Genomic DNA, 16,126 nt, shown 5'->3' with positions numbered 1-16,126 from the left:
CACGGGCATGCGAACTTTCGCACTCCGGAAAGCCGACCGGTCGAAGACCCTGATTTTGCTACTGGAACACCCTGCGATACAACCAGTCCCCCTGGCCGGGGCGACGCGGCGGCTATCGTTCGGTGCCGAGGCGGAATACCGCGCGCGACGGCCCGCCGGGGACGCTGCGGAACTTGGCTTCCGCGAGGGCTTCCCCGAGTCGCTTGAGGAGCATGTCCGTCCCCAGGCCGAGGCGATACTCCATCACCGCGCAGGCCACCCGGATGCTGAGCTCCTTGTCGGCCGAGACGCGACAAGGCACGGTGTCGATGGCATGCAGGACGCGGTCGGTAACGAGCTTGGCGCTGTGGTTGCGGTGCAGGCCCACGAGAAACTGGTCGTTGCCCCACCGGGCGATCCAGTCGCCCTTGCGCGTATTGGCCATGAGGTCCGCCACCAGCTGCACCAGGCAGATATCCCCGGCGCCGTAGCCTTCCTCCTCGCGGATGGCGCGGAACCCGCGCAGGTCCACGAGCAGGGCGTGGAAGGTGGTCTGGTCGCGTTCGCTGCGGGCGACTTCCTCGCCCAGCCGCTTCTCGCCGGCGCGGCGGGTGTACACGCCGGTCATGTCGTCGAGGTCGGTCAGGTTTTCGATGCGCGCTCCCCAGCGCTCCAGCAGCTCGAGCACGTACTGCGTGCGACCCATGAGGCGTCCCGCGTCGTCGTAGTAGCCTTGCGGCATATCCGGGGCCTTGCCTTCGTCCAGGTACTTCTTCATGGCGGCCGAGGACATCACCACGGGGGCCAGGAGCCCCTGGTGAAGCCAGAGCATGGCCATGAACCCGCCGAGGTACACCAAGCCCAGGGCCGGCAGCAAACGCTTGCCCGTCTCCGAGATGTCGTTGGCGAATACCGTGTAGGCGAGCAGGATGATGAGGGGCGGCACGATGGCGATCGCCGTCGCGGCCGCAAATTTCTGGGCGTATTTTCCCTTCAGGAAGGGAATCCGGTCGAAAAGGCCGTAGATGCCGATTCGGGGGCCTGCGATTGCTTTCGCTGATGCGCCGTGGCTCATGGTCTGACTCCTTGCGGCGCAGCTACCCTTATCCCGGATATCGTGCGCGCCTCGACATCAACATGCGCCAAAAACGGCCCCCATACTGTGAATCAGTTCACATTTTTCGCGGCTGGAGCGTGATAAGGCTTCCGGGGCGTCCCGGGGAAGGGGCTATTCACCCTGCGCCAGGGCCGCCTGGGCGGCCGCCAGCCGCGCCACCGGCACCCGGTAGGGCGAGCAGCTCACGTAGTCCAGTCCGATGCGGTGGCAGAAGGCGATCGTCGCGGGGTCGCCACCATGCTCGCCGCAGATGCCCACCTCCAGGTCGGGCCGCACGTCGCGGCCCAGGCGCACGCCCATTTCCATGAGCTTGCCGACACCCGCCTGGTCGAGGGTCGCGAAGGGATTCTCGGGAAGGATCCTCTTCTCGAGGTATTCGCGCAGGAACCCGGTCTCGGCATCGTCGCGCGAGATGCCGAAGGTCGTCTGGGTGAGGTCGTTGGTGCCGAAGGAGAAGAACTGCGCGTTGCGGGCGATATCGCCTGCCGTCAGCGCCGCGCGCGGGATCTCGATCATCGTGCCGAACTGGTACTTCACGCGCACGCCCTGTTCCTTCATCACCGCTCGCGCTTCCGCATCCAGTATCGCCTCCTCGACCATCAGCTCGTTGTTGTGCGCGATGAGCGGGATCATGATCTTCGGGTGCACCTTGACGCCTTCACGCTTGCAGTGGCAGGCGGCCTCGATGATGGCGCGCACCTGCATGCGCACGAGCTGGGGCAGGTGGATGCCCAGGCGCACGCCGCGAAGGCCGAGCATCGGGTTGGCCTCGCGCATGGAGCCCACGGCCTCCAGCAGGCGCTTCTTCTGCGCCAGCGTGCCGGCGAGTCCCATCGGGTCCTTGCCGGCGGAAAATTCGGCGCGCGTCTCGAGTTGCGTCACGTCGTGCAGCAGCTCGTCGTGGCTCGGCAGGAACTCGTGCAGCGGTGGGTCGATGAGGCGGATCGTGACCGGCAGGCCGTCCATGGCGCGGAAGAGCCCCACGAAGTCCTCGCGCTGGAATGGAAGCAGCTTCGCAAGAGGCCCGGCGCGCTCCTCGTCGGTCTTCGCGAGGATCATCTGCTGCACGAGCGGCAGGCGCGCGGTCTCGAAGAACATGTGCTCGGTGCGGCACAGCCCGATCCCCTGGGCACCATAGCCGCGGGCGCGCACGGCGTCGCGCGGGTAATCCGCGTTGGCCCACACGCCCAGCCTGCGGAAACCGTCGGCCCAGTGCAGCAGCCGGGCGAGGCAAGGGTCGGTGAACTCGGGGACCACCGTCTTGAGCAGGCCGGCGAACACCTCGCCCGTCGTGCCGTCCACCGAGACGCTGTCGCCCTCGCGGAAGACGCGGCCTGCGATCGTGAACTGGCGTTTCTCGGCGTTCACTACGATGGCGGAGACGCCGACCACGGCGGGCTTGCCGAACTGCCGGGCCACGAGGGCTGCGTGGCTGGTGCGCCCGCCGCGGCTGGTGAGGATGCCGCGGGCCGCGAGCATGCCGTGCACGTCGTCCGGCTTGGTCTCGGGCCGCACCATGATCACGGCCTTGCGATCCTTCGCGCCCCACTGCTCCGCGGTGTCGGCGTCGAAGGCGAGGATGCCGCTCGCGGCGCCCGGCGAGACGTTCAGTCCCGTGGCCAGCAGGTCGCCGCGCTTCTTCGCAGCCGCCTTCTCCCTCGGGTCGAACTGCGGGTGGAGGAACGCGTCCACATGGTCCGGCGAGACGCGCTCGACCGCCTCGGCCCGCGTGATGAGCTTTTCATCGGCGAGATCCACCGCGATACGGACGGCCGCCTGCGCGGTGCGCTTGGCGTCGCGCGTCTGCAGCATCCAGAGCTTGCCGCGCTCGATCGTGAATTCCACGTCCTGCACCTCGCGGAAGTGCTTCTCCAGCGTGCGGCAATTGCGTGCGAGCTCCGCGTAGATGCGCGGCATCTCGGTTTTCAGGCTCGCGATCGCCTTGGTCGCGCGGGTGCCGGACACCACGTCCTCGCCCTGCGCGTTGGTGAGCCAGTCGCCTTCGAGATTGCGCTCTCCGGTGGTGACGTTGCGCGTGGTGAGCACCCCCGTCCCCGAGCCGGCGCCCATGTTGCCGAACACCATCGTCTGGATGTTGACGGCCGTGCCCAGGTCGTGGGCGATGCCCGCGGCATTGCGGTAGTCGATGGCGCGCTTGCCGTTCCACGACTTGAAGACGGCCTCGGTGGCAAGGCGCAGCTGTTCGAGCGGATCCTCCGGGAACGGGCGCCTTGCCCGGCTCTTCACGATGGCCTTGAACTCGGTGGTGATTTCACGAAGCGTCGCGGCGCCCAGGTCGGCGTCGTTGGCGACGCCCATGGCCGTGCGGTGCCGCTCGAGGACGGCCTCGAATGGCTCGTCGGGCAGCCCCATCACCACCGTGCCGAACATCTGCACCAGGCGCCGGTAGGCGTCGTTCACGAAGCGCTCGTCGTTCGTGAGCTTCACGAGCCGGGCGGCCACCTCGTCGTTCAGGCCGATGTTGAGGACCGTGTCCATCATGCCCGGCATCGAGAAGCGCGCGCCGGAGCGGCACGAAACGAGAAGCGGGTCGAGCCGATCGCCGAGTCGCTTGCCGGCAAGCCTCTCGACCCGGGCAAGGGCCTTCTCGACCTGGGGCCACATGCCCTGCGCGAAACCTCCCGCGCCGAGGTAGGCGTTGCAGGCACGAGTCGTGACGATGAAGCCCGGCGGGACGGGAAGCCCCATGCGCGTCATCTCCGCGAGGTTCGCGCCTTTGCCACCCAGGAGATCCTTGCGGCGGGCGTTGCCCTCGGAGAACAGGTAGACCCACTTCTCGACGGGCGCGGCGCGTGTGCGCGGCGCACGACCCTTGCGTGCGGTGCGAGTAGCCATGATGTTTTCCTGGTGTGAGCGGTGGGGCCGGATGGCCATTGCAACCAGTGTCTCGCCGGCGCCTCCACGTGAGTTGATCGGGGTCAAGGAAGGCAGGGCGGTCGCGCCGATACTGGATCTGCAGGTCCGCAGTGGAGTAACGGGACCATGTCGAGACCATCGGTCATACGCAAGGGCAGCGTTGCACATCGGGCCGCGCCGAATGCGCCGCTCGGGTGGGATGAGGCGCGCTGCCTGCTCGACGGACTGCCGGGCGGCGGCCTCAACATCGCCTGGGAGGCGGTTGAGCGGCATGCGCGAGGAGGCCTCGCCGACCATGTCGCGATCCGCTGGCATCCGGCCGCGGGCAAGGTGCGCCCGATCACCTATCGCGAGCTTTCCGAGTCCTCGAATCGCTTCGCCAACGTGCTTCGCTCGTTGGGCGTCGCCAAGGGCGATGCAGTGTTCGTCCTTTGCGCGCGCATCCCGGAGCTCTACTTCGCGGTTCTCGGGGCCCTCAAGCTCGGCGCCGCCGTGTCGCCGCTCTTTTCCGCCTTCGGGCCGGAACCCATCGCCACCCGAGTGAACCTCGGGCGCGGCAAGGTCATCGTGACGACCGAGGCGCTCTACCAGAAGAAGGTCGCGAAGATCGCCGTCCCGATGCCCACGCTGCAGCATGTCCTGCGGGTCGATGCGCCGGACTTCAGGGCGCTTTTCGATGCGGCATCCGCGAGCTGCGATCTCGAACGCACCGACGCCGGCGACACCTCGTTCCTGCACTTCACGAGCGGCACCACCGGGATGCCCAAGGGCGCGGTCCACGTTCACGGAGCGGTCGTCATGCACTATGCCACCGGCAAGGTGGCCCTCGACCTGCATCCCGGCGATGTCTACTGGTGCACGGCCGACCCGGGGTGGGTCACGGGCACCTCCTACGGGATCGTGACGCCGCTGGTGCACGGGGTGACCAGCATCGTTGACGAGGCGGATTTCGACGCCGCGCGCTGGTACCGGATCCTCGAGGAGGAGCGCGTGAGCGTCTGGTACACGGCGCCCACGGCGATCCGCATGCTGATGAAGGCGGGCGCGGCGCTCGCGCGGCAACACGTGTTCCCGGCCCTGCGATTCGTCGCGAGCGTGGGAGAGCCGCTCAACCCGGAGGCGGTCTGGTGGGGCATGGAGGCGCTGGGCATGCCCATCCACGACAACTGGTGGCAGACCGAAACGGGCGGGATCATGATTGCCAATACCGCCTCCATGGACGTGAAGCCCGGTTCCATGGGCAAGCCACTGCCTGGCGTCGAGGCCGCAATCGTGCATCGCCGCGATGACGGGCTCGAGGTGGAGGCGGCGACGGATACCGAGGGCGAGTTGGCGCTGCGCGCCGGATGGCCATCGATGTTCCGCGGTTACCTCGGGCAGGAAGATCGCTATCGCAAGTGCTTCGCGGACGGCTGGTACCTCACCGGGGACCTTGCGAAGCGCGACGCCGACGGCTACTTCTGGTTCGTGGGGCGCGCAGACGACGTGATCAAGTCCGCCGGCCACCTCATCGGCCCCTTCGAGGTCGAAAGCGTCCTCATGGAGCACCCGGCCGTTGCCGAGGCCGGCGTCATCGGCAAGCCCGACCCGATGGTCGGGGAGATCGTGAAGGCCTTCGTCTCGCTGCGCACCGGCTTCGAGCCTGGCGAGGCGCTTCGGATGGAGATTCTCGGCCATGCCAGGAAGCGCCTGGGCGCGGCGGTCGCGCCGAAGGAGATCGAATTCTCGCCCGCGCTTCCGCGCACGAGGAGCGGCAAGATCATGCGCCGTCTCCTGAAGGCGCGCGAACTGGGCCTGCCCGAAGGCGACACTTCCACGCTCGAGGAAAGCCCATGAACACACCATTCCCGCCGCCCCCGTCGGGGCCGGTGCCGTACCCTGCGGAGAAGTCGATCGTGCTCCTCACGGACATGCTGCGCATCCGCCGCATGGAGGAGAAGTGCGCCGAACTCTACGGGGCCGGCAGGATCCGCGGCTTCCTGCACCTCTACATCGGCGAGGAGGCGGTCGCCACCGGCGCCATGCACGCGCTCAAGCCCGGCGACAACGTGGTCGCCACCTATCGCGAGCACGGCCACGCGCTGCTCAAGGGCGTGTCGATGCAACGCATCATGGCGGAGATGTTCGGGAAGATCGACGGCTGCTCGCGCGGGCGCGGCGGCTCCATGCACCTCTTCGACGCGGCCACGCACTTCTTCGGCGGCAATGCCATCGTGGGCGGCGGCCTTCCGCTGGCCGTCGGCTTTGGCCTGGCGGCGAAGATGCGGGGCGAGGATCGCCTCACCGCCTGCTTCTTCGGCGATGGCGCCGTGGCGGAGGGCGCGTTCCATGAATCGCTGAACCTGGCCGCGCTATGGAACCTGCCGGTGGTCTTCCTCTGCGAGAACAACTTCTACGCCATGGGCACGGCCATCGAGCGCTCGCAGTCGCAACCGGATCTTTGCGTGAAGGCGGCGGCGTACGGCGTGGAGGCGTTCGCGGTTGACGGCATGGACGTGGTGGAAGTGCACGAGGCGGCGAAGCGCGCCCGTGATCATGCCCTGGCAAGCGGGCCCGTGTTCGTCGAATTCCGCACGTACCGCTTCCGTGCGCACTCGATGTTCGATCCCGAGCTCTACCGCGACAAGGCCGAGGTCGAGAAGTGGAAGACGCGCGGACCGATACACACCTTCTCGGCGCGGCTCAAGGCGCAGGGAGACCTCACGGAGGAGCGCTTCATGGAGATCGATGCCGAGGTGGCGCGGGAGGTTGAGCGCGCCGTGGCCTTCGCCGAAGCGGCCGGCTGGGAACCCGTGGAGAATCTTGCGACGCAGGTGTATGCACCATGACGATAACCTACCGCGAAGCACTGAGGCTGGGCCTGCGCGAGGCAATGGCGCGGGACGAGCGTGTTTTCCTGATGGGCGAGGACGTCGGCCGGTACGGCGGCACCTACGCGATCAGCAAGGGGTTGCTGGCGGAATTCGGCCCGGAGCGCGTGCGCGATGCTCCGCTTTCGGAGCTGGCGTTCGTGGGCGCCGGTATCGGCGCGGCACTGGGCGGGATGCGCCCCATCGTCGAGGTGATGACGGTGAACTTCAGCCTCCTGCCGCTCGACCAGATCGTGAACACGGCGGCGATCCTGCGGCACATGTCCGGCGGGCAGTTCGCCGTGCCGCTGGTGATCCGCATGGCGACGGGCGCCGGCCGCCAGCTCGCCGCGCAGCATTCGCACAGCTTCGAGGGGTGGTTTGCGCACATCCCGGGGCTCAAGATCGTGACGCCTGCAACCATCGACGACGCGCACGGCATGCTGGGCGCGGCGCTGGCCGACGGCAACCCCGTTCTCCTCTTCGAATACCCGGCGCTTTTCGAGACGACCGGGGAGCTGTCCGCGGAACCCATCGACATCGTCCACGCGAAAGTGCGGCGTCCCGGCACGCGGGTATCGTTGGTGGCCTATGGCGGTTGCGTGCCCAAGGCGCTGCAGGCCGCCGAGCGGCTGGCGGATGAGGGAATCAACGCCGAGGTGGTGGACCTGCGGGTGCTCCGGCCCCTCGACATGGATACCGTGCTGGCCTCCGTGCGCAAGACCCGGCGCGCCGTCATCGTGGACGAAGGTTGGCGAAGCGGCAGCCTCTCGGCGGAGATCATGGCGCGCATCATGGAGCAGGCTTTCTACGACCTCGATGCGCCGGTGGCTCGCGTCTGCCGCGAGGAAGTGCCGATTCCCTACCCGAAGCACCTCGAGGAAGCGGCGCAGCCGCAGGCGGACAAGATCGTGATGGCCGCGAAAGGACTCTTCCAGTGATCGAATTCAAGCTGCCGTCGCTCGGCGCGGACATGGACGAGGGCAAGCTCCTGGCGTGGAAGGTGAAGCCCGGCGATGGGGTGAAGAAGGGCGACGTGGTGGCCATCGTCGATACGACAAAGGCAGCCGTTGACGTGGAGTCGTGGCAGGAAGGCACCGTGCACGAGCTCCTCGTCGAGCCGGGCACGACCATTCCCGTCGGGACGGTCCTTGCGCGCTTCCTCGCGCCCGGCGAGAAGCCGGGCGAGGCAGCGCCGGCGGCGGCGACGGAAGCCCCCGGGGCACCTGCCCCGGCAAGAGATCGCAAGCCCGTTTCGCCGGCGGCGAGGAGGCGCGCGACGGAACTCGGCGTGGATCCGGACACGGTCGAGGGCACCGGCCCGCACGGCGTGGTGACGATCGAGGATATCGAGCGGACGGCCGGGAAGCCCGCGCCGGGCGCTCCACCCGATCGCGCAGCCGAGATGCGCAAGGCCATCGCCGCCGCCATGAGCCGCTCCAAGCGCGAGATCCCGCACTACTACCTTGCCGAGACGATCCCGATGCTGCGCGCCACCGACTGGCTCGCCGCCGAGAACGCGAAGCGGCCGCTGACGGGCCGCATCCTCATGGCGGTGCTGCAGCTCAAGGCCGTGGCGCTCGCCCTCAAGGGATTCCCCGACCTCAACGGCACCTGGCGCGAGGGCCTCTACCAGCCGTCGCAGGCGGTGCACCTGGGCGTGGCGATCTCCCTCCGGCAGGGCGGGCTGGTGGCGCCGGCCATCCGCGACGTCCCGGAACTCACGCTCGACGACCTGATGAAGAGCCTTGCCGACCTCGTGAAGCGCGCACGGGCGGGGAGCCTCAAGAGCTCCGAGATGTCCGATCCCACCATCACGGTGACCAACCTCGGCGAGGCCGGCGTGGAATCGACGTTTGCCGTGATCTACCCACCGCAGGCCGCCATCGTGGGCTTTGGCCGCGTGGCGCCGCGCCCGTGGGTGGAAGAGGGCGCCGTGATCGCCAGGCCGACGGTGGTGGCGACCCTGTCCGCCGATCACCGCGTGAGCGACGGGCACCGCGGTGCCGCCTTTCTCGCTGATCTCTCGCGCCGCCTCCAGGAACCGGAAAATCTATGAATGCCGATGCACTACGCCCGCTCGTCTTCGCCGAATTGAGGAAGATCGCTCCGGAGCTGGAGGCGGGCGAGGTCGCGCCCGACAAGCTGCTGCGCGACCAGGTCGATCTCGACTCCATGGACTGGCTCAATTTCCTCATTGCCGTGCACCAGCGCTTCGGGGTGGAAATCGCGGAGTCCGATTACGCCGCGCTCGATACCCTCGACCGCATCTGCGAGTACATCGCGGCACGAAATTCGACGCCTTCTTGACCCCCGGCAAGAGGCGCGCCCGTGGCGGGAATACACTTCAGGCACGGAGTGAAGTGTCTTTCATTCCGGGCGCTGGTGGAGGTGACGCCAGCGCGGCCTGGAAGACTGCAGGAGGAAACCATGGGAACCCTCAAACCCCTGAACCTCTTCGAAGCGAGTGTCCCGGGTGTCTTCAAGGGCATGTTCCCGCCAATGTGGGTGGATGCGCAACCGGCACCTCCCGCCATCAAGGTCGATGTCGCGGAAACCGATGACCGCTATACCGTGAAGGCCGACATGCCCGGCGTCACAAAGGAAGACATCCGCGTCGAAGTGGATGGCAACATGGTCTCGATCGCGGCCGAGGTGCGCCGCGAGAAGATCGACGAGAAGGAAGGCAAGGTGCTGCGCACGGAACGCCATGTGGGGACAATGACCCGCGCGTTCACGCTGCCGATGGAAGTGGACGTCGCGAAGGCCGAGGCGAAGTACGCCGAGGGCGTCCTGATGCTCACGCTTCCCAAGCGCAGGGGCGCGCCGACGCACCGGCTCGCGATCAATTAGCACGGTCGGGGAGCAAGCCGGCCGTGCTGCAACGGCCCGCCAGGCAGGGCGCCTCGCGGCGCCCTTTATTCGCCCCTGTGACGTACGCCACAGAAATCGCCGGGTATCGGCGCTAGGCTCTCCAGTGACCCCATCCGTTCCCGTGACGCCCATGATCCGCTTTTTGCCGCTTGCCCGAGCCGCCGCCGCTGCCTTCCTGGTGGCGAGCGCCCCTGCCGCCGCCGACTACTGGGGCGATTACGGCAACGCCTGGCTGCGCGAGCAGTTGCGGCGCGACAATGCGGACCGCTTCTGGACCGACCTCGTCGCAAGACCCCAGCGGCCCGCGGAGTATCCATCGACCGGCCCGCGTACCTGGGTGGCCCGCGACGAGAACCCCTGGGCCAACACCTATGGCACGCCCATGAGCAGCGCCTGGCGCGTCACGACGACGGTGCCGCGTTGGACCGGCATCGTGCGCCTGTGCTCGTGCTACCTGCCCGCCGACGCGCGTTCGTGGGACGGAGGGCCTCTTACGCAGGCCGACGTGGTCCGGCTGTGCAACGCGCAATGCAACTGAATCGCGCCAACTCCTGACGACCGACAAGTCCGCGCCCTGCCCGGGGTGCAGGATGGCCGCAGGAGGGCTCCTGTGGAACCAGTCCGGAAAGGCCGGTTTGTCACTCGCCTGTGGTGGGTCGTGGCCGCGCTACTGGTCCTCCTGGCGCTCCTCATCGCCCAGACGATGGTCGCGAGCCGGCACCAGCACGAGGAGCAGGCGGTCGTCGAGACCTACAGCGTGGCGCGGGTGCTGGAAAGCGACCTCGCCGGGCTGGTGGACAAGGTCAAGCTCGCGCTGCACACCGTGGCCACCGAGCGGGAACGGCAGCTTGCGGGGGCCCCCATCGACGAAACGGAGTTCCGCACCTTCGTGGCCAATATCCACGCCAACGTGCCGGAGATCCTCGGGATCCGCGTTTCCGACGCCGTTGGCAGAATCCTCTACCAGGCGGAGTTCGCGAACGCGCCCGCCGCGGAGAGCATGGAACAACCGTACTTCGCCCGACTTCGAAACACGAACGAACCGGGCATTGTCATTTCCGGCCTGCACCGAGACGGTCCGGACGGCCCGTGGGTGATCGACATTGCGCGCCGAATCGAATACGCCGACGGACGGTTCGCGGGAGCCGTCATCGCGCCCATCCCGATCGACCGGCTGGTCACCCTGCTCGCTGCCGCCGATGCGGGCAGCAACGGCGCGGTGACCCTGCGTGGCGAGGGTCTCGAGATCATCGCGCGCCACCCGCCGTTGGCGGAGCCCGCAAGCCAGGGGACCGTGCCCGACGCGCTTCGGGAACTCGTGGAGCGAGGGGAGATTTCCGGGACATTCCATGCTGCCGCCCCGGTGGACGGAGTGGAGCGCCTGTATTCCTACCGCAGGATCACCGGTTACCCGCTGCACATCACCGTGGGCCGCGCCACGGCGGAATACCTCGGACACTGGCGCCGTGACATGGGGGTGGTGGTGGTCCTGTCGAGCGTGCTCTTCGCGGTGGCGATCGGCGCCGCCGTCATGGTCGATCGCGCCTGGCGCCACCAGCGGCGGGTGACTCGGCTCCTCGAGACGCAGGCCCATACCGATGCGCTCACGGGGCTTGCCAGCCGGCGCCACTTCTTCGAGACGGCCGAGGCGGAGCTCGTCCGCTCGCGGCGGTATGACGCGCCGCTGTCGCTCCTGATGCTCGACATCGACCATTTCAAGGACGTGAACGATGCCCACGGTCACCGCGCGGGGGACCGTGTTCTGCGGCAACTGGCCGCGACCTGCCGTGAAGTGCTCCGGACCGTGGACGAGGTGGGGCGCGTCGGGGGGGAGGAGTTCGCGATCCTGTTGCCCGAAACCGCGATCGAGGGGGCGATCGAGGTGGCCGAGCGCCTTCGCGTAGCGATCGGGAACGCCGAGGTGACCCGCGACGAGGGCGTGCCGCTTCGCATCTCGGTGTCCATCGGCGTGGCTGCGCTGGCCGACGGCACCAACCTCGATACCCTCATGAGCCAGGCGGACTCCGCCCTCTACGACGCCAAGCACCATGGACGCAACCAGGTTCGCGCCTTTGCGCAGGCTGCCTAGTCCTCGGGCCGCTCGGCGGACGGCATCCCGAAATGCGTGCGCACCGGGCGCCACTGGACGATGAGCGCGCAAAGGCCCGTCGCAAGCGCTACGGCGCCGAGGATGATCGCAAGCCGGGCGAAGGGCTGGCCCGTGGCCTGGCGCAGCGCCACCAGGGCGACGGCGGTTCGAATCCACTCGAGCGCGCCGATCGCAAGTGCCGCCTGGAGCACCCGGGCAGCCCACGGGGCGCGGATGAAGAGCAGCGGCATCAGGGCCACCGTGATGCCTAATGGCACCCAGGCCTGGGCCCGGTAGGTATGAGCGGCGAGGAGGGCCAGGGCGATGGCCACAGGCAGCAGGCGAAGGGCGATCAAGGCGGTCTCCGGGCGCGAGGGTCGGGCATAATCGACACAGTATGAGGCTCCCATGACCCAGGCAATGCCCCGCCTGCTGGTCGTCGATGACGACCGCTTTGTCCTGAACACCCTCGTGGCGGGCCTGTCGCGCGCCGGCTTCGACGTCGTGGTCGCCACCAATGGCGACGAGGCGGTGCGGGTCGCCATCGATGTCCGGCCGGCCCTGGCGATTCTCGACGTCGCGATGGCGGGCCACAATGGCCTTGCCGTCGCGGAATCCCTGGCACGCGAAGCCCGGGTGCCATTCATGTTGCTGGTATCGGCGCGGGACGATGAGGTCCGGAGCCGGGCAACGTCCCTGGGGACGTTGGGCTTCGTCTCGAAGCCGGTGGACCTCGCGAAGCTCGTCCCTGCCATCCGCTCCGCCCTGGCGCGCGCCGTCACCCTGCCCAAGACGGGGGAGGGAGAGCGCCTGCTGGCCGATACCCTCGGCGGGGGACACGGGCCCCAGGCGCTCATCGCGATCGGCATCCTCGCCGAACGGCACAAGGTCAACTGCGACGAGGCCGTGCGCATGCTCCACCAGCGCGCCGATTCGGCGGGACTCGTCATCGACGAGATGGCCCTCACCGTCATCGAACAGACCGAGAGCGTCAACGCCCCGCCCGTGTAAACTCGCGGGCGATGCCCGGGTGGCGAAACTGGTAAACGCAGCGGGCTTAAAACCCGCAGCCGCGAGGCTTGCCGGTTCGACTCCGGCCCCGGGCACCACCGACTGAAAATATGCCCGAATTGCGCTGCGCATTAGATCGGCGTCAAGAAAGACTGCGTCGGGAGGGGTAGGGTGGAAGCGTGGTGGCGCGCTTGTCGGTGCGCCGCCGCGATCAAGGTTCCGGCCCATGTCTCCCGCCGATCGCATGACTCCAGATCCCGCAGAAGCGGCCGCCACGGCGATGGCGCGCCACCGGCATGATCCCCACGAGCTGCTGCAGGTCCTGCGCGAAGTCCAGGAGTCCTGCGGCTGGATCACCCCCGAGGCGATCGACTGCATTCAGGCCCGCCTGGGGCTTCCCCGCTCGAAAATCCTGGGGGTGGCGACCTTCTACTCGTTCCTGCACATCAACCCGTGCGGTCGCTACCGCATCCTCTTCAGCGACAACATCACCGACCGGATGCTCGGCAACCAGGTGCTTCTCGACCGGATGTGCCGCAACCTGTGGATCGAGCGCGGCAAGGTGAGCGAGGACGGGCTCGTGAGCGTGGACTCCACTTCCTGCACGGGGCTGTGCGACCAGGGGCCGGCGATCCTCGTGAACGGCATCGCCATCACGCGGCTGAGCGAGGCGCGCGTGGATGAGATCTGCGATCTCGTCCGCGAGCAAATCCCCGTGGGGGATTGGCCCGCGGAATTCTTCCGGGTCGATGAGAACATCCATCGGCGCGATGTGCTCCTGGGCACGCCCTGGCTTCCCGGGGCTGCGCTGCAAGCCGCGATGGCGCGTGGAACCGAGGCGCTCATCGGGGAGATGAAGGCCTCGCGATTGCGCGGGCGCGGCGGCGCGGGGTTCCCGGCAGGCCTCAAGTGGCAAGCCTGCCGCGACGCGCCCGGCAAGGCCCGGTACCTGGTGTGCAATGCCGACGAGGGCGAGCCGGGGAATTTCAAGGATCGGGTGCTCCTCGCCACGGCGGCGGACGCGGTGATCGAAGGCATGACGCTCGGCGCCCTCGCCACCGGCGCCTGGCGCGGCTTCATCTACCTGCGGGGCGAGTATCGCTTCCTCCTCGGGCATCTGGAAGGCGTGCTCGAGCGGCGCCGTGCCGCGGGCCTGCTGGGCGAATCGATCCTGGGCCGCGAAGGCTTCGATTTCGACGTCGCCATTCACGTCGGGGCGGGGGCCTATGTATGCGGCGAGGAGTCGGCCCTCATCGAGTCGCTCGAGGGCAAGCGCGGCACGCCGCGAAACCGCCCGCCGTACCCCGTCACCCACGGCTATCTCGGCCAGCCCACGGTGGTGAACAACGTGGAGACCTTCGCCTCGTCGTGCCTCGTGGCGCTCAAGGGGGGCGCATGGTACGCGGACATCGGCACGCGGGAATCGTCCGGCACGAAACTCCTGTGCGTCTCCGGAGACTGTGCGCGGCCGGGGATCTACGAATATCCGTTCGGCGTCGAGGTGAGGCAGGTGCTGGAGGATTGCGGTGCCCGGAAAACGAAAGCGGTTCAGGTGAGCGGCCCGTCGGGCGCCTGCGTGCCGGCCGCCGAATTCGGGCGGCGCATCGGATTCGAGGACTTGCCTACCGCGGGCGCGCTCATGGTCTTCGACGAAAGCCGCGACATGTTCCAGGTGGCCCGCAATTTCGTGCACTTCTTCGCGCACGAAAGCTGCGGGTTCTGCACGCCGTGCCGCGTCGGGACCTCGCTGCTCACGCAGATGATGGACAAGCTCGCCAACGGGCACGGCTCGCCGTACGACTTCGCCGAGATCGAGAAGATGAACCTGATCCTGCAGTCGATGAGCCACTGCGGGCTCGGCCACTCGGCCTGCAACCCCGTGCTCACGACGATCGCGAAATTCCGCCCCGCCTACCTGAGGCGCCTGGCGCACGAGGAGTTCGAGCCCGCGTTCGACCTCGACCGCGCGCTTGGTGCGGCACGGCAGATGACCGGACGCGACGATCCTGCCGCCCACGTGCTTCCGGAGGAGGCCACATGAGCGCCACCTTCCTGCTCGATGGACGGGCGATCCCGTTCTCCGAGGGACAGACGATCCTGCAGGCGGCCGTGGCCGCGGGTGCCTATATCCCGCACCTGTGCTTCCACCCCGACTTCAAGCCGCACGGCTCGTGCAAGGTGTGCACCGTGAAGGTGGGCGGACGGCAGTCCGCCTCGTGCACGACGGCGGCCGCGGCGGGCGCGGTGGTGGAGAGCGACACGCCGGCCATCAATGCCGAGCGCCTGGCGCTGGTGCAGATGCTCTTCGTGGAGGGAAACCACTTCTGCCCCTCGTGCGAGAAGAGCGGGGACTGCAAGCTGCAGGCGACGGCCTGCGACCTGGGGATGGTGTCGCCGCACTTCGATCACTTCTTCCCCGACCGTCCCGTCGATGCCTCGCACCCGGACCTGCTCCTGGACTTCAACCGCTGCATCCTCTGCTCGCTGTGCGTTCGCGCGAGCCGGGACGTGGACGGCAAGAACGCCTTCGCGCTCGCAGGGCGGGGCCTGAGGACGCGCCTCATCGTGAACTCGCGCACCGGAAGGCTTGTGGACAGCGATGTGTCTGCCGGGGACCGGGCGGTACACGTGTGCCCGGTGGGCGTGATCCTGCCCAAGCGCCGCGGATTCTCCGTGCCGCTCGGCAGGCGCGTTTTCGACCTGAAACCCATCAGCGCCGTGGCCGACGCCTCGGCGCAAATCGAGGAGCGATGACGTGAATGCGATCGCCGCGAGAAAGCTCAAGGTCGCCACGACGTCGCTCGCCGGCTGCTTCGGCTGCCACATGTCGATACTGGACATCGACGAGCGCCTGTTCACGTTGCTCGACAAGGTGGAGTTCGACCGCTCGCCCATCACGGACATCAAGGAGGTGGGCGAGTGCGACGTGGGCATCATCGAGGGCGGGCTCTGCAATGCCGAGAACGTCGAGGTGCTGCGGGAGTTCAGGCGCCGCTGCAAGGTGCTGGTGGCGCTGGGGGCCTGCGCGATCAACGGCGGCCTGCCGGCGCAGAGAAACCACCTGAGCCTGCCGCTCCTGCTGCAGGAGGTCTATCGCAGCGAGCCGGGCGCCGAGTACGGCCTCATTCCGAACGATCCGGAACTGCCGCTGCCGCTCAACAAGGTCCACCCGCTGCACGAGGTCGTCCGGATCGACCACTTCATCCCCGGCTGCCCGCCCTCCGCGGACGCCATCTGGCAGGTGCTCACCGGCCTTCTCGAAGGCCGCGAGCACCCGCTCGACCACTCGCTCATCCATTTCGACTGACAGGGTCGTGGAACGAGCCGACT

The 16,126-nt window shown here is 68.0% G+C and carries 15 protein-coding genes and 1 tRNA gene; 13 read left to right on the top strand and 3 right to left on the bottom strand.

The annotated features are described in order from the left end of the window. Positions 1 to 112: 112 nt before the first annotated feature. Both IPP91_02770 and IPP91_02765 read right to left on the bottom strand, forming a co-directional pair. A complete protein-coding gene (locus tag IPP91_02770) occupies positions 113 to 1,054 on the bottom strand; it encodes a GGDEF domain-containing protein (GenBank protein MBL0140999.1) in 942 nt (313 codons plus the stop codon). 153 nt (positions 1,055 to 1,207) lie between these two features. Beyond that, a complete protein-coding gene (locus tag IPP91_02765; GenBank protein ID MBL0140998.1) occupies positions 1,208 to 3,952 on the bottom strand; it encodes a pyruvate, phosphate dikinase in 2,745 nt (914 codons plus the stop codon). A gap of 147 nt (positions 3,953 to 4,099) precedes the next feature. On the opposite strand from IPP91_02765, the gene acsA reads away from it, so the two are divergent. The 8 genes from acsA (at position 4,100) to IPP91_02725 (ending at position 11,785) form a co-directional block, all read left to right on the top strand. Then, positions 4,100 to 5,809, top strand: coding sequence for an acetate--CoA ligase (gene acsA / locus IPP91_02760; protein MBL0140997.1), 1,710 nt, complete (start codon positions 4,100 to 4,102; stop codon positions 5,807 to 5,809). Next, entirely contained in the window at positions 5,806 to 6,801 is a 996-nt protein-coding gene (pdhA, locus tag IPP91_02755; GenBank protein MBL0140996.1) for a pyruvate dehydrogenase (acetyl-transferring) E1 component subunit alpha, read from the top strand. Before acsA ends, pdhA begins: the two co-directional genes overlap by 4 nt. Further along, positions 6,798 to 7,763 carry an alpha-ketoacid dehydrogenase subunit beta gene (locus IPP91_02750; protein MBL0140995.1) on the top strand — a complete coding sequence of 322 codons (966 nt, stop codon included), beginning with the start codon at positions 6,798 to 6,800 and terminating at the stop codon, positions 7,761 to 7,763. Before pdhA ends, IPP91_02750 begins: the two co-directional genes overlap by 4 nt. Continuing rightward, positions 7,760 to 8,881 (top strand): 2-oxo acid dehydrogenase subunit E2, encoded by a 1,122-nt coding sequence (locus tag IPP91_02745; GenBank protein ID MBL0140994.1) that lies wholly within the window; start codon positions 7,760 to 7,762, stop codon positions 8,879 to 8,881. Before IPP91_02750 ends, IPP91_02745 begins: the two co-directional genes overlap by 4 nt. Beyond that, a complete protein-coding gene (locus IPP91_02740; GenBank protein ID MBL0140993.1) occupies positions 8,878 to 9,132 on the top strand; it encodes an acyl carrier protein in 255 nt (84 codons plus the stop codon). The genes IPP91_02745 and IPP91_02740 overlap by 4 nt, the downstream gene beginning before the upstream one ends. 120 nt (positions 9,133 to 9,252) lie before the next feature. Then, positions 9,253 to 9,675, top strand: coding sequence for an Hsp20/alpha crystallin family protein (locus IPP91_02735; protein ID MBL0140992.1), 423 nt, complete (start codon positions 9,253 to 9,255; stop codon positions 9,673 to 9,675). Between the two features lie 151 nt (positions 9,676 to 9,826). Then, on the top strand, positions 9,827 to 10,234 hold the full coding sequence (locus IPP91_02730; protein ID MBL0140991.1) for a hypothetical protein: 408 nt from the start codon (positions 9,827 to 9,829) through the stop codon (positions 10,232 to 10,234). A gap of 72 nt (positions 10,235 to 10,306) precedes the next feature. Continuing rightward, positions 10,307 to 11,785, top strand: a complete 1,479-nt coding sequence (locus IPP91_02725) for a diguanylate cyclase (GenBank protein MBL0140990.1) — start codon at positions 10,307 to 10,309, stop codon at positions 11,783 to 11,785. On the opposite strand, the gene IPP91_02720 is transcribed toward IPP91_02725, so the two are convergent. Continuing rightward, positions 11,782 to 12,141, bottom strand: a complete 360-nt coding sequence (locus IPP91_02720; protein MBL0140989.1) for a hypothetical protein — start codon at positions 12,139 to 12,141, stop codon at positions 11,782 to 11,784. The two genes, IPP91_02725 and IPP91_02720, sit on opposite strands and share 4 nt — an antisense overlap. Before the next feature lie 52 nt (positions 12,142 to 12,193). Here IPP91_02720 and IPP91_02715 point away from each other — a divergent pair, with 52 nt between their 5' ends. The 5 genes from IPP91_02715 (at position 12,194) to IPP91_02695 (ending at position 16,103) form a co-directional block, all read left to right on the top strand. Beyond that, positions 12,194 to 12,796, top strand: coding sequence for a response regulator transcription factor (locus IPP91_02715; protein MBL0140988.1), 603 nt, complete (start codon positions 12,194 to 12,196; stop codon positions 12,794 to 12,796). 13 nt (positions 12,797 to 12,809) lie between these two features. Next, positions 12,810 to 12,894 (top strand) — tRNA-Leu (locus IPP91_02710). A 146-nt stretch (positions 12,895 to 13,040) separates the two neighbouring features. Continuing rightward, the gene (locus IPP91_02705) at positions 13,041 to 14,837 is read left to right on the top strand and encodes an NAD(P)H-dependent oxidoreductase subunit E (protein ID MBL0140987.1); all 1,797 of its coding nucleotides are present in this window, start codon (positions 13,041 to 13,043) and stop codon (positions 14,835 to 14,837) included. Beyond that, positions 14,834 to 15,550, top strand: a complete 717-nt coding sequence (locus IPP91_02700) for a (2Fe-2S)-binding protein (GenBank protein MBL0140986.1) — start codon at positions 14,834 to 14,836, stop codon at positions 15,548 to 15,550. The genes IPP91_02705 and IPP91_02700 overlap by 4 nt, the downstream gene beginning before the upstream one ends. Before the next feature lie 70 nt (positions 15,551 to 15,620). After that, entirely contained in the window at positions 15,621 to 16,103 is a 483-nt protein-coding gene (locus IPP91_02695; GenBank protein MBL0140985.1) for an NADP oxidoreductase, read from the top strand. The last annotated feature ends 23 nt before the right edge of the window (positions 16,104 to 16,126 follow it).

Source organism: Betaproteobacteria bacterium (assembly GCA_016720855.1).
Classification (GTDB): domain Bacteria; phylum Pseudomonadota; class Gammaproteobacteria; order Burkholderiales; family Usitatibacteraceae; genus FEB-7.
Note: the sequence above shows the minus strand (reverse complement) of the source record. Positions and strands in the feature narration are given on the sequence as shown.